The organism is Pantoea sp. Seng, assembly GCF_009829935.1.
GTDB lineage: Bacteria > Pseudomonadota > Gammaproteobacteria > Enterobacterales > Enterobacteriaceae > Pantoea > Pantoea communis.
In genome coordinates, this window is record NZ_SZZV01000001.1 from 64,229 (window position 1) to 83,042 (window position 18,814).

Annotated in this window: 15 protein-coding genes; 8 read left to right on the forward strand and 7 right to left on the reverse strand. The window is 54.1% G+C overall.

What is annotated here, in order from left to right:
• Positions 1-59: 59 nt before the first annotated feature.
• On the reverse strand, positions 60-956 hold the full coding sequence (locus FD737_RS00310) for a lysine exporter LysO family protein (protein WP_160832421.1): 897 nt from the start codon (positions 954-956) through the stop codon (positions 60-62).
• Between the two features lie 135 nt (positions 957-1,091).
• Between FD737_RS00310 and FD737_RS00315 the strand changes: the two genes are divergently transcribed.
• A complete protein-coding gene (locus tag FD737_RS00315; RefSeq protein ID WP_160832539.1) occupies positions 1,092-2,732 on the forward strand; it encodes an ATP-dependent endonuclease in 1,641 nt (546 codons plus the stop codon).
• Positions 2,733-2,821: 89 nt separating this feature from the next.
• Here FD737_RS00315 and cspD read toward each other — a convergent pair whose 3' ends face one another.
• On the reverse strand, positions 2,822-3,043 hold the full coding sequence (gene cspD / locus FD737_RS00320) for a cold shock-like protein CspD (protein ID WP_038647847.1): 222 nt from the start codon (positions 3,041-3,043) through the stop codon (positions 2,822-2,824).
• A gap of 322 nt (positions 3,044-3,365) precedes the next feature.
• Here cspD and clpS point away from each other — a divergent pair, with 322 nt between their 5' ends.
• A complete protein-coding gene (gene clpS / locus FD737_RS00325) occupies positions 3,366-3,686 on the forward strand; it encodes an ATP-dependent Clp protease adapter ClpS (protein WP_034820663.1) in 321 nt (106 codons plus the stop codon).
• Positions 3,687-3,741: 55 nt separating this feature from the next.
• The gene (clpA, locus tag FD737_RS00330; RefSeq protein ID WP_034820660.1) at positions 3,742-6,021 is read left to right on the forward strand and encodes an ATP-dependent Clp protease ATP-binding subunit ClpA; all 2,280 of its coding nucleotides are present in this window, start codon (positions 3,742-3,744) and stop codon (positions 6,019-6,021) included.
• A gap of 95 nt (positions 6,022-6,116) precedes the next feature.
• On the opposite strand, the gene infA is transcribed toward clpA, so the two are convergent.
• The 5 genes from infA to trxB all read right to left on the reverse strand — a co-directional run bounded on the left by infA (position 6,117) and on the right by trxB (position 12,022).
• Positions 6,117-6,335, reverse strand: coding sequence for a translation initiation factor IF-1 (infA, locus tag FD737_RS00335; protein WP_002211347.1), 219 nt, complete (start codon positions 6,333-6,335; stop codon positions 6,117-6,119).
• Positions 6,336-6,684: 349 nt separating this feature from the next.
• Entirely contained in the window at positions 6,685-7,377 is a 693-nt protein-coding gene (gene aat / locus FD737_RS00340) for a leucyl/phenylalanyl-tRNA--protein transferase (protein WP_160832422.1), read from the reverse strand.
• A 33-nt stretch (positions 7,378-7,410) separates the two neighbouring features.
• Complete coding sequence (gene cydC, locus FD737_RS00345) at positions 7,411-9,141, reverse strand: cysteine/glutathione ABC transporter ATP-binding protein/permease CydC (RefSeq protein WP_160832423.1); 1,731 nt, start codon at positions 9,139-9,141, stop codon at positions 7,411-7,413.
• Complete coding sequence (gene cydD / locus FD737_RS00350) at positions 9,141-10,910, reverse strand: cysteine/glutathione ABC transporter permease/ATP-binding protein CydD (RefSeq protein WP_160832424.1); 1,770 nt, start codon at positions 10,908-10,910, stop codon at positions 9,141-9,143. The genes cydC and cydD overlap by 1 nt, the downstream gene beginning before the upstream one ends.
• 146 nt (positions 10,911-11,056) lie before the next feature.
• Complete coding sequence (gene trxB, locus FD737_RS00355) at positions 11,057-12,022, reverse strand: thioredoxin-disulfide reductase (RefSeq protein WP_045834092.1); 966 nt, start codon at positions 12,020-12,022, stop codon at positions 11,057-11,059.
• Between trxB and FD737_RS00360 the strand changes: the two genes are divergently transcribed.
• From FD737_RS00360 to FD737_RS00380, 5 genes are all read left to right on the forward strand, one after another.
• Positions 11,991-12,275, forward strand: a complete 285-nt coding sequence (locus FD737_RS00360) for a hypothetical protein (protein WP_160832425.1) — start codon at positions 11,991-11,993, stop codon at positions 12,273-12,275. The genes trxB and FD737_RS00360 overlap by 32 nt on opposite strands.
• 266 nt (positions 12,276-12,541) lie before the next feature.
• Complete coding sequence (gene lrp, locus FD737_RS00365) at positions 12,542-13,036, forward strand: leucine-responsive transcriptional regulator Lrp (protein WP_006118610.1); 495 nt, start codon at positions 12,542-12,544, stop codon at positions 13,034-13,036.
• A gap of 119 nt (positions 13,037-13,155) precedes the next feature.
• Positions 13,156-16,623: a DNA translocase FtsK 4TM domain-containing protein gene (locus tag FD737_RS00370; RefSeq protein ID WP_160832426.1), complete on the forward strand. Its 3,468-nt coding sequence runs from the start codon at positions 13,156-13,158 to the stop codon at positions 16,621-16,623.
• 175 nt (positions 16,624-16,798) lie between these two features.
• Positions 16,799-17,410, forward strand: coding sequence for an outer membrane lipoprotein chaperone LolA (lolA, locus tag FD737_RS00375; RefSeq protein WP_034820613.1), 612 nt, complete (start codon positions 16,799-16,801; stop codon positions 17,408-17,410).
• Positions 17,411-17,417: 7 nt separating this feature from the next.
• Positions 17,418-18,764, forward strand: coding sequence for a replication-associated recombination protein A (locus tag FD737_RS00380; protein ID WP_097119330.1), 1,347 nt, complete (start codon positions 17,418-17,420; stop codon positions 18,762-18,764).
• Positions 18,765-18,814 lie beyond the last annotated feature (50 nt).

Below are 18,814 nucleotides of genomic sequence, written 5' to 3' on the forward strand. Positions count from 1 at the left end.
CAGTCAGAAAGCGTAGACGATGGAGACGACGCGCAGCCGTGAAAAAATGCGCTCTGCGGTCAGGCTGAGAACAACGCGATAAGAATCGGCGCTAATAAGCTCATGATAAAACCGTGCACGATCGCCGCTGGAACAATCTCCATGCCGCCAGTGCGTTGCAGAATCGGCAGGGTGAAATCCATTGAGGTGGCACCACTCAATCCCAGCGTCATGCTGCGCTGACGGCTGATCAGTAGCGGAATTAACATGATGGTGATCAGCTCACGCAGCAGGTCGTTAAAGAAGGCCGCGCTGCCAATCACCGGGCCGAAGGATTCGGTCATCAGAATACCGGACAGCGAGTACCAGCCGAAGCCACTGGCAAGCGCCAGGCCGGTTTTGATTGGCAAATCGAGCCATAATGCGGCCAGCATTCCGCCGATTAAGGCGCTGCACAGCGACACCGCGGCTACCAGCATGCCGCGACGATTGAGCGTAATTTGACCCAAGGTCATGCCGCTGCTGCGCAGTTGAATGCCGACCAGGAACAACATCAGCATCAGGGCATATTCACTGATGGTTGATGCGTGGCGCAGAACTGACCACTGGCTTAATCCCAACAGGAATCCGCCCAGTACCGAGCCGCACAGCTTGAGGGATTCCAGCGCCATGTGCAGACGTGAAGGCAGGGCTTGCTGCTTGTGCGGGTGATGCCACGGCACGCGCTTCTCCAGTAGCCAGAAAGCCAGCAGAGAACAGGCGATAATGCACAGCATACTGATCAACGCGGTATGAAAAATGGTGAGCAGATTACTGCTGAGGTTATCGAGGAAAGCGAGACTGGTGCCCATAAAAAACAGGATGATGTACACCAGTGCGCTCAGCATGCGGGCGACGCCGCGCAGCAGATTGGCACGGGTCACATGCAGTAAATAGCCAGCAATCAGTGGCAGCAGAATGATGATCAAGCCATACATAGCGCGTTTCCATCCGTGGGAGAGGGCCGCAAGCTATCGGAAAACAGTTGAAGTGTAAACCTTTTACCCGTGCATTAACTTGACCAACTTAACGAGGCGAACCATGCTCAGGCAAAGCACTCAAGGGATAGCATGATGTTTCTGGAACATATCGATATTCGCGGTTTTCGTGGCATCAATCGGCTGTCGTTGCCGCTCACTGATACCAATCTGCTGATTGGTGAAAATGCCTGGGGTAAATCCAGCTTGCTGGATGCGCTGACATTATTACTGGCGCCTGCGACTGAACCTTATCAGTTTACCGAACATGATTTTCACTTCCCACCGGGCGATCTGGAAGCACGCCTGCGCCAGCTGCAACTGGTGTTCCGCTTTCGAGCAGAAGCGGGCGATGACGAAGCAGTGTTCCAGCCTTTCTGGCAGCGCGATGAAAACGGGCGCTTTATCCGCTTCAGCACCCGTGCGCGCCGCAACGAGCATGGTGTGAAAACCACCTGGCGCTTCATCGACCAAAATGGCGATGTGCTGGCGATGGAAGGCACTGAGGCGGCGCTGGCCCATCTGCGTGCCTACTATCCCGTGCTCAGACTGCGCGATGCGCGCTTTGGCCGGCGTGGACGGCACAGCAGCACCGATGCGGACCGCCGGGCCACGACGCTGAGTGAATTGTCACAGGAAGTCGAGAAATTAACCCGGGATTTGGTGGTGCAGCCGCAGAATCTGAGCGACGATTTACTGCGTCAGGGCTTGCACACCATGCAGCAATTGCTGGAGCACTACTTCCTTGTGCAGCAACCGGGGGTCAGCGCGGCGCGTGTCGCACCTGAATTACGCGATGGTTCGCAAGGCTGGCGTTCACTTGACAAGCTTAACCACCTGATTGCGGGAACGGAATCACGCAGTCGGCAGGTCATTTTATTGCGCATGTTCTCTTTACTGATTCAGGCGCACGGCAATGAAGCGCTGCCGCCGGGCGCTCATCCATTGTTGCTGGTGGAGGATCCGGAAACGCGACTGCATCCAATTATGCTGTCAGTGGCGTGGAATCTGCTGGATTTAATGCCGCTGCAAAAAATCACCACCACCAATTCGGGGGAGCTGTTATCTCAGGTGCCGTTAGAGAATATTTGTCGCCTGGTGCGTGAACCTACACGCGTTGCGGCATGGCGGATTGGTCCTGAAGGATTGAGCGCTGAGGAGAGCCGCCGTATTGGCTTTCATATCCGCGTGAATCGCCCCTCGGCACTCTTTGCCCGCTGCTGGTTGCTGGTGGAGGGGGAGACGGAAGTGTGGATCATCAATGAACTGGCACGGCAGCGCGGTTACCATTTTGCGGCCGAAGGGGTCAAAGTCATCGAATTTGCGCAGTCTGGTCTTAAGCCGCTGTTGAAGTTTGCCAGACGCATGGGCATTGCCTGGCATGTATTGACTGACGGCGACGAAGCGGGCAATAAGTATGCAGCCAGCGCACGGAGCCAACTGCAGGAGCATGAGCAGCAAGACGATCATCTGACGCAGTTCCCGGCTCCGGATATAGAACATTTTCTCTATAAGCAGGGGTTCAGCGACGTTTATCACGACATGGCGCACCTGCCGTTAAACGTGCCGATGAATGCGCGGCGTATTATTACTAAAGCGATTCATCACAGCTCAAAACCCGAATTGGCGATTGCGGTAGCCATGGCGGCGGCAGAGCGTGGGCCGCAGGCGATTCCCTCGTTACTGGATCAGCTTTTTGCTCGCGTGATGTGGTTAGCTCGCGGACGTGCAGATTGAGGGGCGGGAAAATCCGCAAAAGAAAAATGCCAGCGTCTGCGGCTGGCATTTTTTTTCGGGAGTGGTCAGAATGAATGAAGAGGCGCGCGTCAGGCGACTTGCGTGACTTCACAGGGCACAATCAAGCTGGCGTGATTGCCTTTTGGCCCTTCATGGACATCGAACTGAACCTGCTGGCCGGCCTTCAGCGTTCTGTATCCCTCCATCTGAATCGTGGAGTAGTGTGCGAAGATATCGTCGCCGCCGCCAATCGGACAGATAAAGCCGAAGCCCTTGGCGTTGTTGAACCATTTAACAGTACCCGTCTCCATGCTTTTACTTCCCTCGCAAGACATTTTGAACAGTAGGTGAGGTCATTGAAGCTGTGAGTCGAGTTTGTTTAAAACTCAATCAGCTTGTGTAAGTAGAATGTAGAGAAACGGTCCTTATCGTCAAGCAAACGGCCCTGGCGCACGGGGAGAAATTCATCAAAATTTGAGGCAGTTAACGCTATTGCAAATTTTGTGATACAGGTCGCGCATGGGCTTTTAGGGCCGTTTTTTCTTAAGGGAAAGGTGGCTTGACAGACATGTTAAACTTAGGAATGGGCGCAGAAATGCGCGCAATCGTAACGCAGAATTTCGACGGAACATTATGGCAAACACAAACGACTGGCTTAATTTTGAACATCTAGCCGAAGATAAAGTACGCGAAGGGTTAAAGCCGCCTTCAATGTATAAAGTCATTCTGAATAATGACGATTATACACCTATGGAATTTGTTATTGACGTTCTGCAAAAGTTCTTTTCTTATGATGTTGAACGTGCAACGCAACTGATGTTGAAAGTTCACTACCACGGAAAGGCGATTTGTGGTGTATTCACTGCAGAAGTGGCGGAAACCAAAGTCGCCCAGGTGAACAATTACGCACGAGAGAATGAACATCCGTTGCTGTGTACGCTGGAAAAAGCCTGAGCCCGTCTCCATATAGGGGAAAGGTCGTCAGAGCGATAATTGGGGGAGGTGCCAAATGCTCAATCAAGAACTGGAACTCAGTTTAAACATGGCTTTCGCCAGAGCGCGCGAGCACCGTCATGAATTTATGACCGTCGAGCATCTGTTGCTGGCATTGCTTAGCAACCCGTCGGCCAGAGAGGCACTGGAAGCCTGTACGGTGGATATCGTGGCTCTGCGACAGGAACTCGAAGCCTTCATCGAACAAACCACGCCGGTGCTGCCAGCCAGTGAAGAGGAGCGTGATACTCAACCAACGCTCAGCTTCCAGCGCGTGTTGCAACGTGCGGTATTCCATGTCCAGTCATCCGGTCGCAGCGAAGTGGCAGGCGCGAACGTGCTGGTCGCCATTTTCAGCGAGCAGGAGTCTCAAGCGGCTTACCTGCTGCGCAAACACGAAGTCAGCCGCCTCGATGTGGTGAACTTCATCTCCCATGGTACGCGTAAAGATGAGCCGGGCCAGCCGCAGAACAATGCGGAGAATCCGGTTAACGAAGAGCAAGCAGGCGGGGAGGAACGTATGGAAAACTTCACCACCAATCTTAATCAGCTTGCTCGTGTCGGCGGAATCGACCCGCTGATCGGCCGCGATAAAGAGCTGGAGCGTGCCATTCAGGTATTGTGCCGTCGCCGTAAGAATAATCCGCTGCTGGTGGGTGAATCTGGCGTGGGTAAAACTGCGATTGCAGAAGGGCTGGCCTGGCGCATTGTGCAGGGCGATGTTCCGGAAGTGATGAAAGATTGCACCATCTACTCGCTGGATATCGGTTCGCTGCTTGCGGGTACCAAGTACCGTGGTGATTTTGAAAAACGTTTCAAAGCGCTGCTGAAACAGCTGGAACAAGACACCAGTAGCATCCTGTTTATCGATGAAATTCACACCATTATCGGTGCGGGTGCCGCGTCCGGTGGACAGGTGGATGCCGCTAACCTGATCAAACCGTTGCTCTCCAGCGGGAAAATCCGCGTGATGGGTTCAACCACCTATCAGGAGTTCAGCAACATCTTTGAGAAGGATCGTGCGCTGGCGCGTCGTTTCCAGAAGATCGACATTACCGAACCTTCTGTCGAAGAAACCGTGCAGATTCTTAACGGACTGAAACCGAAGTATGAAGCTCACCATGATGTGCGTTATACCGCGAAGGCAGTGCGTGCAGCCGTGGAACTGGCGGTGAAATACATCAACGATCGTCATCTGCCGGATAAGGCGATTGACGTGATAGATGAAGCAGGTGCGCGTGCACGTCTGGTGCCGGTGAGTAAGCGTAAGAAAACGGTCAACGTGTCGGATATTGAATCTGTGGTGGCACGTATTGCGCGTATCCCAGAGCAAAGTGTGTCAGCCACCGATCGCGACACGCTGAAAAATCTCGGCGATCGTCTGAAAATGCTGGTGTTTGGCCAGGATAACGCGATTGAAGCACTGACTGAAGCGATCAAGATGAGCCGTGCCGGTCTCGGTCAGGATCGCAAACCCGTGGGGTCATTCCTGTTTGCTGGGCCAACCGGCGTCGGTAAAACCGAAGTGACGGTTCAGTTGGCGAAGGCCCTGGGGATTGAGCTGCTGCGTTTCGATATGTCCGAGTATATGGAGCGCCACACCGTTAGCCGTTTGATCGGTGCACCTCCGGGATATGTTGGTTTCGATCAGGGTGGTTTGCTCACCGATGCGGTGATTAAGCATCCGCATGCGGTGGTGCTGCTGGATGAAATCGAGAAAGCGCACCCGGATGTCTTTAACCTGCTGCTGCAGGTGATGGATAACGGCATGCTGACCGATAACAACGGCCGCAAAGCGGACTTCCGCAATGTGGTGCTGGTGATGACCACCAACGCCGGTGTTCGTGAAACTGAGCGCAAGTCGATTGGTTTGATTCAGCAGGACAACAGCACCGACGCGATGGAAGAGATCAAAAAGATCTTTACGCCTGAGTTCCGTAACCGTCTGGATAACATTATCTGGTTCCGTCATCTGGATACCGCGGTGATCCATCAGGTGGTGGATAAGTTCATCGTCGAGTTGCAAGCGCAACTGGATGCAAAAGGCGTCTCGCTGGAAGTCAGTGATGATGCTCGTGACTGGCTGGCGGATAAAGGTTACGACAAAGCGATGGGTGCCCGTCCAATGGCACGTGCCGTGCAGGAGAATCTGAAGAAACCACTGGCTAACGAACTGCTGTTTGGTTCATTAGTGGATGGCGGTTCAGTCTCGGTGGCGCTGGATAAAGAAAAAAACCAGCTGACCTACCATTTCCTGAGTGCGGAAAAACGTAAAACCGAAGGGACTGTGCACTGATGTGCTGAGTTGCAGATAAGAAAAGGCCGGATGAAAATCCGGCCTTTTTTTTCGCGCTCAGTTAATTGCCACAAACGCGAGATGTGGACAACAACTTAGCGACTACGGAAGACAATGCGGCCTTTGCTCAGGTCGTACGGGGTCAACTCGACAGTCACTTTGTCGCCCGTCAGGATGCGGATGTAGTTTTTGCGCATTTTACCGGAGATATGAGCGGTAACCACGTGCCCGTTTTCAAGTTCTACGCGGAACATGGTGTTAGGTAACGTATCCAGTACGGTACCTTGCATTTCAATATTGTCTTCTTTGGCCATCGAATCCTCTGGGGTGAACTACCAAACTGTTGAACCGGCAAGATAATGCCGAATTCCATGATTTATGTAAAGAACCGTTGGCGATTTTGCCAACGCTTCGCCGTGCGTCGCGCCATTGCGCGTGCATTACGGAAAAATTCGGGTGTTTTTATTGACGTCTGCGGGGGATTAGCGGGCTAAGAAGTTGTCGCAATTGGCATCAAGTGCACAACGGTAACAGCTTCGGGAAATGGATGAGATTCCCAACCTGGCAATTCCGGCTCGCCACAGCGAAGCGCGGACGACATACCAAACTCGCTTATTGTATCACTTTTGTCGGGAATTGTGTGCAAAACATCTGCGAGCAGGGTCAAAAAAGGGTTTGTGTTTGCCAGCAACCGCTTAAAACAGGCTGCCACGCCAGTGTTTGCACGTACTGTAAATAATCGACACGCGGGATTTCAACGGCGCCCAACGAAGCCGTATGTGGGTTAAGCACCTGGCAATCAATCAAGCGTCCCTGATGAGCGAGAAAATGCTGAGAGAACACCCACAGCGCAGTTTTTGACGCATTTTCCTGGCGGCTAAACATCGACTCGCCACAAAAAATCTGCCCAAGCGCCAGACCATATATGCCGCCTACCAGCCGATTATCATTCCAGACTTCAATCGAATGCGCGTGACCCAGCTCGTACAAACGCAGCCAGGCGCGTTTCACCTCAAAGGTAATCCAGGTGCCTTCTTGTCTGCCGCTGGCACAGCCTTCCAGTACCTGCGGGAAAGCATGATTCATGGTAACGCGAAAAGGTGAACGGCGATGAAAACGCGCCATGCTGCGGCTGAGATGAAAAGATTCAGGAAGCATCACGGCACGCGGATCGGGCGACCACCATAGAATCGGATCGCCGGGCGAAAACCAGGGGAAAATGCCGCGCTGATAGGCGTTCATCAGTCGGGCAGGGGAGAGGTCGCCGCCCATCGCCAATAATCCATTCGGCTCGCGCAGCGCCATCTCCGGCGGAGGAAAATTTAATGAATCCCGTGAAAGTTGTACCAGTCTCATTGCGTCAATTACCCTTCGGGCTGCTCGCTAAGACTATAGCGCAAAGCGCTGGTGGAAACGCCAATAGCGTCCTGCTTTTGAGATTAATTCGTCATGCGTGCCCGACTCAATAATCTGTCCCTGGTCCATCACGCAAATACGATCCATTGTTGCCAGGCCGCTGAGGCGATGGGTCACCATGATAACCGTCTTACCCTGACTGACCTGGCGCAACAGCGTCAATATCTGCTGTTCGGTGGTGGCGTCCAGGCCTTCGGTGGGCTCATCAAGCAACCATAGATCGCCGTTGTGCAACAGGGCGCGTGCAATGGCCAGGCGGCGCAGTTCGCCTCCCGACAGCGGGCGGCCACCTTCGCCCATCCATGCGTTGAGCCCTTCATCATGTTCCGCCAAATGGGTGAGTCCAACCTGATGCAGTGCTGCATTCAGTTGTTCATCACTGGCGGCAGGGTGTGCCAGCAGTAAATTATCGCGTAACGTCTGACTAAACAGATGCACGCGCTGCGTGACCACGCTGATACGTTGACGCAGACTTTTTTCGTCCCACTCAGCTAGGGGAATATTATTCAGTCGAATGTCACCCTGCTGCGCCTGCCAGCCACGCGTGATCAGTGCCAGCAAACTGGATTTGCCGCAGCCGGTGGGGCCGAGCAGTGCCAGATGCTCACCGGTTCGCAGTGTCAGCGAGAAGTGCCTGAGTACCGGTTCCGGTCGCTGCGGATAGCTGAAAGTGATTTTTTCCAGCGTCAGGCTGATGCCCGAATCAGAGGGCACGGTCGAGGATGGAAAACGAATCAGAGGCGCTTGCTCAATGATTTCCTGTACGCGTTGCGCCGCACCAGTGACCTGCGAAAGCGGCAAAAAGGCGCCTGCTACCGGTGCCAGCGCTTCAAATGCCGCCAGGCCGCAGAACACGAAAAGTGCGATGAATGCGCCAGGTGCGCTATCGCCGCCCACGCCCGCTGCGGAGATCCACAGCAGCAAGACGACGGTTGATCCACTAGTTAACAATAACAGGCTTTGCGCCAGCGCTTGCAGACGATGCTGACGCTGCTGTGCCTGCTGCCAGCGCATTTCCTCCGCATCCAGTTTTTGACGCCATAAGGCCGCAGCACCATAAATTTGCAGTTCAGCCAGTCCGGTTACCCATTGCGTCAGTTGCAAGCGCCAGCTGGCTTGGTGCTGGGCGATGCGATGCCCGGCTGAGGTGCCTAATCGCCAGAACAGCGGCGGCATGAGCAAAAGCGTCAGTGACATCATCCCGCCCAACAGCAGCGCCAGTGGCACATCCAATATCGCCAGACCGCAAGTGACTACCACTATCACTACCGCCGCGCCGACCAGCGGTGAAATGACGCGCAGATAGAGATGGTCTAACGTATCGACATCACTGACAAAGCGGTTAAGCAGTTCGCCCTGTCTGAAACAGGCCAGTTGTTCGGGGGCCAGTGCGATCAGTTTGCTAAAGGTGAACACACGCAAATGCTGCAACACCCTGAAAGTGGCATCGTGACTAACTAAGCGTTCGAAGTAACGCGACGCAGTGCGAGTGATGGCCGCGCCACGCACCCCTGCTGCGGGCAACATATAGTTGAAACTGTAAAGGCCAGCCACGCCAGCCAGCGATGAGGCGGCAAGGAACCAGCCAGATAGGGTGAGCAAGCCGATACTGGCGAGCAAAGTCGCAATGGCTAACACGATGCCCAGACCTAAACGCCAGGGATGACGACGAAACAGGCGCAGAAACGGCAATAGTGGATTCATCAGACAATCTCCTGCTGGCGATGCTGCACCATGGCACGCAACGGCCCGTCCTGAGCAATCAGTTGTTGCCACTGCCCCTGCTGCACCAGTTGCCCGGATTGCATCACCCAAACTTCATCCCAACTGGCAAGATCGTGAAGTTGGTGGGTGATCATGAGGGTGGTTTGCTGTGTGGCTGCCTGATTTAATGCGCGCAACACATGCTGCTCACTTTGGCTATCAAGACCTGAACCGGGCTCGTCCAGCAGCAGGAGTTGTGCCGGTTTCAACAGTGCACGCGCAACGGCGACGCGTTGTGCCTGGCCAACAGAAAGGCCCATTCCACCATCGCCAATGGATGTGTCGAGGCCTTGCGGTAAACGGGCGAGAAACTCATCCACGCCCGCCTGTTGCAAAACGCTGCGCAGTGTTGCTTCATCCATGCTGCTGTTGAGAGACAGGTTTTCGCGCAACGTGGTCGCGGGCAAATGGGGATTTTGACCGACCCACGCCAGATGCTGCTGCCAGTTCTCACGGCTGATATTCCGCAGTTCATGCCCATTGACCCGCAGCGATCCTTGATAGGGTAGAAAGCCGAGCAACACGTTCATCAGTGCTGATTTACCTGCTCCACTCTGACCCACCAGCGCCACGCGTTTATTCGCCTTAAGCGTAAAATTCAGCGGCTGTGATAACGCTTCACCTTTGGCTGTCATCACCACCAAATCTTGTGCTTCAAGGCTTAAAGGGGTATCGAAAGCGACTGACAGGCTGGAGGCGGAAGCTGGGATTTCCGGACTTTCGTTAAGAAAACGATCCAGTGCATCGGCGCCCCCCACAGCTTGCGCTTTAGCGTGGTAAAAAGTACCCAGATCGCGCAGCGGCTGGAAAAACTCAGGCGCCAATATCAGCGCGAGGAATCCGGCGAACAAGGTCACGCCAGTGCCGTAATGGCCGAAATTGAGTTCGCCAAGATAGGAGAAGCCAAAATAGACCGCGACCACGGCAATCGCCAGTGAGGCAAAGAATTCCAGCACTGCGGAAGAGAGAAAAGCAAGGCGCAGCACTTCCATGGTGCGCTGACGAAAATCCGTGGTGCTTTCAGCAATCGCCTGCTGTTCAGCGGCAGCCCTGTAGAACAGGCGCAAGGTTTCACGCCCGCGCAGGCGGTCATAAAAATCGCCGCTCAGACGCGCCAGTGCGAGGAAGTTGCGACGGTTTGCATCGGCGGCACCCATGCCGACCATCGCCATGAAAATCGGAATCAGCGGTGCGGTCGCGAGCAGGATCAATCCTGCCGCCCAGTTAATCGGGAAGATGGCTATCAGGATGGCGAAGGGAATAAAAACGGCCAGTGACATCTGTGGCAGATACCGCGCGTAATACTCTTGCATCTCTTCAATTTGCTCAAGCAGCAGCGTTGCCCAGCTTCCCGCTGGTTTGCCCTGAACCCAGGCAGGACCTAAATCATTCAGCTTATCCAGTACCTGCTTGCGCAGAGCGCGGCGGATGGCAACGCCAGCACGGTAACCTGCCATTTCTCGTGCATAGTGCAGACCTGCGCGAAGAGCAAAGCACAACAGCAGCAGGATGAAATCAGTCAGCAGGTCACCGCGCGGTTGTTGGGCGACAATAAGATTCTGCAGCAGCGAGGCCAGCAACCAGGCTTGAGCAATAATCACCAGTGCACCGGCAAAACCGAATAGCGATGCGGCACGTAAACTTCGTGCGCCATGAAGACGTTGCTGGCGGAGCCAGCGAAGAAGATGTTGCTGCCGTGATTTTTCCATGCGAAGCCGTTTGATCACTGATGGAGAGAGGCAAAACCGGATAAAGTATCCGGAAATAGTAAGCGCATGAACTTTAGCATGCAGGCAATAAAAAAGGCGACCTAAACAGGTCGCCTCTTTGCAATTATGATCAGCTTATTAACAAGTTACAGATCGGTTTTAACAAGCCCGTCAAGATAGCGTTCTGCATCCAGCGCCGCCATACAGCCGGTGCCGGCAGAGGTGATCGCCTGGCGATAAATATGATCCATCACGTCACCCGCCGCAAACACGCCAGGAATGCTGGTCTGGGTCGCATTGCCCTGCAGACCGGACTGCACTTTGATATAGCCGTTTTCCAGCGCCAGCTGGCCGTCGAAAATGGCAGTATTCGGGCTATGACCAATCGCCACAAACAGCCCGGCAACATCCAGCGTTTCCGGCTCTTCACCTTTGGTGGAAAGCAGTTTCACACCGGTGACACCCATCTGATCGCCGACCACTTCTTCCAGTGTGCGATCAGTGTGCAGTACGATGTTGCCGTTGCGCACTTTATCCATCAGACGATCGATCAGGATTTTTTCCGCACGGAAGCTATCACGACGGTGAATCAAATGGACTTTCGCCGCGATATTTGCCAGGTAAAGGGCCTCTTCCACCGCGGTATTACCGCCACCAATCACCGCGACTTCTTGATTGCGATAAAAGAAACCGTCACAGGTCGCACAGGCGGAAACGCCTTTGCCTTTGAACGCTTCTTCAGAGGGCAGGCCGAGATAACGTGCGGAGGCGCCAGTAGCAATGATCAGCGCGTCAGCGGTGTATTCGCCACTGTCCCCCGTTAAACGGAACGGGCGATTCTGCAAATCTACCGTATGAATATGGTCGAAAATAATTTCGGTGTTGAATTTCTCGGCATGCTCTTGCATACGTTCCATCAACGCCGGGCCTGTCAGATCGTTCGGATCGCCTGGCCAATTCTCCACTTCAGTTGTGGTGGTGAGCTGACCGCCTTTTTCCAGCCCGGTAATCAATACCGGATTCAGGTTAGCGCGGGCGGCATAGACTGCCGCAGTATATCCGGCAGGGCCGGAGCCTAAAATGAGCAGCTTACTGTGTTTGGCCGTACTCATGCGTTCCTCAGTTTTTTGCGACAACATAGTTTTGATTGTAGGGAAATTAGCGCAGCAAAAAAAGGTTTCAGCAATTTTGATAACAATCGCTGCAAGCGGCGTAGTCGATGAGTGCAAATTCTGCACGTCGATTGCGCCAAAAGGGGGCAATGCTCGGCAAATTTTGGTGCAGCAGCATAAAAATTCTCATTTAAAAACAGCAACCCAGAACTCTATCTGGCATCTTGTACTGAATTTGGATGTTTTACTTTGACAATCGCCTGCTGTTTTGCGAAAACATTACCAGAAGCGGAGAATATTTAGCGGTTCAAAACAGAATTTCATTTCTGTTTTGCACGTTTTTGCCGGATAAACTCAGTCTGACATTGGTAATGACGCATGATGTGGACAGACAACATGCGTCATACGGATGGAAGCATTACTGCACAGACTTATCGTCTTCACTTCAGTAAGGCCCTGAACAATGAGCGTTTTCAGGGTGTGGCAGGTAAAGGGAAGGAATTAAGAGAGACAATAATAATGGTAGACAATAAGAAACGCCCCGGAAAAGATCTGGACCGTATCGACAGAAACATTCTGAATGAATTGCAAAAAGACGGCCGTATTTCTAATGTTGAGCTTTCAAAACGTGTTGGCTTATCACCTACGCCGTGTCTTGAGCGTGTGCGTCGCCTGGAACGTCAGGGCTTCATTTTGGGTTACACCGCACAACTGAACCCACATTATCTGGATGCTTCACTGCTGGTATTCGTTGAGATTACTCTGAATCGTGGTGCGCCAGATGTGTTTGAACAATTTAACGCCGCTGTGCAAAAACTTGAGGAAACTCAAGAGTGTCACCTCGTTTCCGGTGACTTTGACTACCTGTTGAAAACCCGTGTACCGGACATGTCCGCCTACCGTAAGCTTTTGGGTGAAACCTTGCTGCGCCTGCCGGGCGTTAACGACACCCGTACTTACGTGGTGATGGAAGAGGTCAAACAGAGCAATCGTCTGGTGATCAAAACCCGGTAATGCAGGGCAGGTGCAAAACTTGCAGGAATTCGGTACACTCCTGTGAATTCATACAGGACCAGCGTCGGGCTTGCCCGGCGCTGTTGCCTTCTTAATTTACAGGCACCTGGAGAGTTCTCTTGAGCCAGGAATATACAGAAGATAAAGACGTTTCGTTACAACCGCTGAGCAGTGGACGCAGGCTGCTGGAAGCGTTGCTCATCCTTGTGGCCCTGTTCGCCATCTATTTGATGGTGTCGCTGGTTAGCTTCAACCCTTCCGATCCCAGCTGGTCTCAGACCGCCTGGCATGAACCGATCCATAATTTGGGTGGTAGTGTCGGCGCATGGCTGGCGGATACGCTCTTATTCATTTTCGGCGTGATGGCGTATGCCATACCTCCGGTCATCATTGGTTTGTGCTGGATTACATTCCGTCAGCGCGATCGCCAGGATTACATCGATTACTTTGCGGTGGGCTTACGCCTGATTGGCGTGCTGGCGCTGGTGGTGACCACTTGTGGTTTAGCCGCGCTGAACGTCGATGACATCTGGTACTTTGCTTCGGGCGGTGTGATTGGCAGCCTCGTCAGTAATGCGATGGCACCCTGGTTTAGTTCTGCCGGCGGTACTTTAACGCTGATCTGCGTCTGGGCGGCAGGCATAACCCTGTACACAGGCTGGTCGTGGTTGACGATCGCCGAAAAAATCGGGAGCGTGGTGATGGGCGTGCTGACCTTCGCCAGCAACCGCTCTCGTCATGACGAACCCTGGCAGGAAGAAGATGAGTACGAAGAAGAGGAAGAGCATGCCGAACATGCTGCGCCTCAACTGCGTGCTGCGCAATCGCATGATGACGATGATGACGTTCTACTGGCTAAGCCGCGTAAGGTGGCTGAGCCTATCGCCGAACAGCTGCCGGATGATCCTCTGCTAGCCAAAGCCAGTGCCGCGACAGCTGCAGCCATTGCTGTGACCGCCGAAGCAGCACACCAGGCGCCAGTTGTGCCTTCCCCCGTGTTCAATGCACCAGCCGAAGCGGCACCTGTTGTTCATACCCCGGAAGTGCGAGCGGCAGAAGCACCTGTTGCGGTACCGCCTGCGCCTGAACCGGTTATTCAACCCGCACCGCCGCTGTATCGCTTTGAAGTTCCGGGCGAACCTGCACCTTCAGCGTTTTCACCCGTTGATGACAATGAAGGGCCACGCATGGGGAACTGGCAGGATGCCGCTCAATCATCTGCTTCTCTGAACACTGCGGCAGCCGCAGCAGTGGGGGCAGCTGCAGCGAAAACGGCTTCTGCGTATACACCCGCTTTCGATGTGGTGCCGGAGCGCGATTACAACCCGCAGGTGAAGCAGGGTATTGGCCCTGAATTGCCGCGTCCGAACAAAGTTAAACTGCCAACACGTCGTGAACTGGCTTCTTACGGCATTAAGTTGCCGTCACAGCGTATGGCTGAAGACAAAGCGCGCGAAGAAGCCGAACAGCAACTGCCTGAAATGACCGCGACCTATCATGAACCGTTACAGGATCATGAAGAGGATGCCGCGTTGCAGGAAGCCCAACTGCGTGAAGCGTTTGCGTCTCAGCAACAGCAGCGCTATGCAGAGACCGGACAGCATCAAGTCGAAGAAGATGAAGAGGCTTTACATCAGGCGCAGTTGGCTAATCAGTTTGCCGCTCAGCAGCAACAACGCTATCAGCAATCTGATACCAATGAAGGTCCAGTATTTAACCTTGATACTTCATCAGCCTTTGATTTTTCGCCGATGAAAGATTTGGTTGATGACGGCCCAAGCGAGCCATTGTTTACCATCGCTGCCACGCCTGAGCCGGAAGCGCCTGCGCAATGGCAGCAGTCTGTCGCACCGCAACCTGAAGCGCCTTCGCAGTGGCAGCAGCCTGCCGCACCGCAATCTGAAGCACCTGCGCAGTGGCAACAACCTGCAGCACCGCAGCCGGAAGCCATGCCATCGCTGAATGAGCACAATAGTCCATGGTCATCACCCGAGACCGAAAGCTATGCTGCGCCAGCAGAAGCGCCTCAACCGGTCGCACCTGCGCAAGATAGCCTGTTCCATCCGTTCCTGGTTCGTCATGAACGTCCGCTGGAAAAGCCTTCTACGCCGCTGCCGACGCTTGATTTGCTGACCTCTCCACCTTCGGAAGAGGAACCGGTGGATATGTTCGCGCTTGAGCAGACAGCACGTCTGGTTGAAGCGCGTCTGGCCGATTATCGTGTGAAAGCTGAGGTGGTGGGCATCTCGCCTGGCCCGGTTATCACCCGCTTTGAGCTGGATCTCGCTCCTGGCGTGAAAGCCGCACGTATCTCTAACCTGTCGCGCGATTTGGCCCGTTCGCTCTCTGCCGTCGCGGTGCGTGTGGTGGAAGTGATTCCAGGCAAACCTTACGTCGGCCTGGAATTACCGAACAAACATCGCCAAACCGTGTATCTGCGCGAAGTGCTGGATTGCGACAAGTTCCGTGATAACCCGTCACCGTTGTCAGTGGTGCTGGGTAAAGACATTTCGGGCCAGCCGGTGGTGGCCGATCTGGCGAAGATGCCGCATCTGCTGGTTGCCGGTACGACCGGTTCCGGTAAGTCGGTTGGTGTGAACACCATGATCATCAGCATGCTGTATAAAGCCACACCAGAAGAAGTGCGCTTTATCATGATCGACCCGAAAATGCTGGAGCTCTCCGTCTACGAAGGCATTCCGCATTTGCTGACTGAGGTGGTCACCGACATGAAAGATGCAGCGAACGCGCTGCGCTGGAGTGTGGGTGAGATGGAACGCCGCTATAAACTGATGTCTGCGCTGGGCGTGCGTAATCTTGCCGGTTACAACGAGAAAATTGAGCAGGCTGCTGCCATGGGGCGTCCAATTCCAGACCCGTTCTGGAAGCCGGGTGACAGCATGGACACTACGCCGCCAGTGCTGGAAAAACTGCCGTATATCGTGGTGTTGGTCGATGAATTCGCCGATCTGATGATGGCGGTGGGCAAGAAAGTTGAAGAGTTGATTGCTCGCCTGGCACAGAAAGCGCGTGCGGCGGGTATTCACCTGGTGCTGGCAACCCAGCGTCCGTCGGTGGATGTGATTACCGGCTTGATCAAAGCCAACATCCCAACGCGTATCGCCTTTACGGTGTCCAGTAAAATTGACTCACGTACCATTCTTGATCAAGGCGGCGCGGAATCACTGCTGGGGATGGGGGACATGCTGTACATGCCGCCTAACTCCTCAATGCCGGTGCGTGTCCACGGCGCCTTCGTGCGCGATCAGGAAGTGCATGCGGTGGTGCAGGACTGGAAAGCACGTGGACGTCCGCAATACATCGACAGCATTACCGCGGGTGAAGAGAGCGAGAGCACAGCGGGCGGTCTTGATGGTGATGAAGAGCTTGATCCGCTGTTCGATCAGGCGGTCTCATTTGTGGTCGAGAAACGTCGCGCCTCTATCTCCGGGGTTCAGCGTCAGTTCCGTATTGGTTACAACCGTGCAGCGCGCATCATTGAACAGATGGAAGCGCAGGGTATTGTCTCTGAACCGGGCCATAATGGTAACCGCGAGGTGCTATCACCGCCGCCGCATGAGATGTAATCTAGCGCACGCCATGACTTACTTCTGGGCCAGTTAACACTGGCCCGTTGTTTATCTGCAGAACGATCCCCATATCGTTGGGAGCTTTCGGCTTTTTCTTCTGTCGAACAGACAGAGCGGCAACTACGTTTAATGCAGTAAGTGTCGGGAAACCATGAATAAGGAATCGAATCAGATGAAATTACGCGTTATTGCCTGCGGCCTGCTGGCCGGTTTTGTTTCTTCGTCGGTATTGGCGGATGCGTCGAGCGATTTGCAGCAGCGTCTGAACAAAGTGAACAGCTTCCATGCCAGCTTTAGCCAGAAAGTGACAGATGGCAGCGGTGCAAATGTACAGGATGGTGAAGGTGAGCTGTGGGTTAAACGCCCAAGCTTATTCAACTGGCATATGACCGCGCCAGACGAAAGCGTGATTATCTCCGACGGTAAAAACCTGTGGTTCTATAATCCGTTCGTCGAGCAAGCCAGCGTTAGCCTGCTGCAGAACGCCACCAGCAATACGCCATTCATGCTGATTGCCCGAAATCAGCCAAGCGACTGGCAGCAGTACAACATCAAGCAGCAGGGTGATAATTTCGAACTGACGCCAAAAAGCAGCGATGGCAACCTGAAGCAATTCACCATCAACGTCTCTGCATCCGGCACCATCAACAAATTCAGTGCGATTGAGCAAGATGGTCAACACAGTGATTATCAGCTGAAGAGCCAGAAAAACGGTGCGATTAGCCCAGATAAGTTCACCTTTACACCGCCAAAAGGGGTAACGGTGGACGATCAACGTCAGTGAGGTCGAGGTGAGTAACCTGTCCCTGGATTTCGCCTCTTCAAATGAGTTCCAGCCGCTGGCCGCGCGTATGCGGCCAGGCACATTGCAGCAGTATATCGGGCAACAGCATCTGCTGGCGGCGGGTAAACCGCTGCCGCGCGCGATTGAAGCCGGGCATTTGCACTCAATGATTTTGTGGGGGCCGCCAGGAACAGGGAAAACAACACTGGCAGAGATCATTGCGCACTATGGCAAGGCGGATGTCGAGCGAATTTCTGCCGTGACATCCGGCGTGAAAGAGATCCGTGAAGCCATCGAGCGCGCGCGGCAGAATCGTCAACTGGGCCGCCGTACCATCCTGTTTGTGGATGAGGTTCATCGTTTTAATAAAAGCCAGCAGGATGCATTCCTGCCCCATATTGAAGATGGCACCATTACCTTTATCGGTGCGACCACCGAGAATCCATCGTTTGAACTCAACTCGGCACTGCTATCGCGTGCTCGTGTCTATCTGCTGAAATCGCTCACCACGGAAGATATTGAACAGGTGCTCACCCAGGCGATGGAGGATAGTGCGCGGGGTTACGGTAACAGCGACATTCTGCTCCCAGAAAACACCCGGCGCATGATTGCTGAGTTGGTTAACGGCGATGCACGTCGTGCGCTGAATACGCTGGAAATGATGGCGGATATGGCAGAGAGCAACGCGCAAGGTCAGCGTGAGCTGACGCCACAGCTGCTGAATGAAGTCTCGGGAGAAAGGGCGGCGCGTTTTGATAATAAAGGCGATCGTTTCTACGATCTGATTTCGGCGCTGCATAAATCCGTGCGCGGTTCGGCGCCAGATGCCGCTCTCTACTGGTATGCCCGCATCATCACGGCCGGGGGTGATCCGCTGTATGTTGCACGCCGTTTACTGGCGATCGCTTCGGAAGATGTGGGCAACGCCGATCCACGCGGTATGCAGGTGGCTATTTCGGCTTGGGACTGTTTCACTCGCGTCGGGCCTGCAGAAGGTGAGCGCGCCATCGCACAGGCGATCGTCTATCTGGCCTGCGCGCCCAAAAGTAATGCGGTTTACACGGCGTTCAAGGCGGCCATGCGCGACGCACGAGAATTCCCGGATTATGATGTGCCAGAGCACCTGCGCAATGCGCCCACCAAATTAATGAAAGAGATGGGGCTGGGCAAAGAGTATCGTTATGCACATGACGAACCCAATGCTTACGCGGCAGGAGAGGTGTTCTTCCCGCCTGAAATGGCGCAAACGCGCTACTATCAACCCACCAATCGGGGGCTTGAAGGGAAAATCGGCGAAAAACTCGCCTGGTTGGCTGAACAGGATCAAAATAGCCCGATAAAACGCTACCGCTGATAAACGCCTTACGGTAAGGTGAGCAAGTATTTCAATGCATTCCAGTGGGA

What these genes read in the sequence shown, in the direction of transcription:
- clpA (WP_034820660.1), top strand. Translation starts at nt 3,742, where the DNA reads ATGCTCAATCAAGAACTGGAACTCAGTTTAAACATGGCTTTCGCCAGA.
- clpS (WP_034820663.1), top strand. Translation starts at nt 3,366, where the DNA reads ATGGCAAACACAAACGACTGGCTTAATTTTGAACATCTAGCCGAAGAT.
- cydC (WP_160832423.1), bottom strand. Translation starts at nt 9,141, where the DNA reads ATGAATCCACTATTGCCGTTTCTGCGCCTGTTTCGTCGTCATCCCTGG.
- lrp (WP_006118610.1), top strand. Translation starts at nt 12,542, where the DNA reads ATGGTAGACAATAAGAAACGCCCCGGAAAAGATCTGGACCGTATCGAC.
- cspD (WP_038647847.1), bottom strand. Translation starts at nt 3,043, where the DNA reads ATGGAGACGGGTACTGTTAAATGGTTCAACAACGCCAAGGGCTTCGGC.
- aat (WP_160832422.1), bottom strand. Translation starts at nt 7,377, where the DNA reads ATGAGACTGGTACAACTTTCACGGGATTCATTAAATTTTCCTCCGCCG.
- FD737_RS00315 (WP_160832539.1), top strand. Translation starts at nt 1,092, where the DNA reads ATGTTTCTGGAACATATCGATATTCGCGGTTTTCGTGGCATCAATCGG.
- lolA (WP_034820613.1), top strand. Translation starts at nt 16,799, where the DNA reads ATGAAATTACGCGTTATTGCCTGCGGCCTGCTGGCCGGTTTTGTTTCT.
- infA (WP_002211347.1), bottom strand. Translation starts at nt 6,335, where the DNA reads ATGGCCAAAGAAGACAATATTGAAATGCAAGGTACCGTACTGGATACG.
- cydD (WP_160832424.1), bottom strand. Translation starts at nt 10,910, where the DNA reads ATGGAAAAATCACGGCAGCAACATCTTCTTCGCTGGCTCCGCCAGCAA.
- FD737_RS00310 (WP_160832421.1), bottom strand. Translation starts at nt 956, where the DNA reads ATGTATGGCTTGATCATCATTCTGCTGCCACTGATTGCTGGCTATTTA.
- trxB (WP_045834092.1), bottom strand. Translation starts at nt 12,022, where the DNA reads ATGAGTACGGCCAAACACAGTAAGCTGCTCATTTTAGGCTCCGGCCCT.
- FD737_RS00360 (WP_160832425.1), top strand. Translation starts at nt 11,991, where the DNA reads ATGAGCAGCTTACTGTGTTTGGCCGTACTCATGCGTTCCTCAGTTTTT.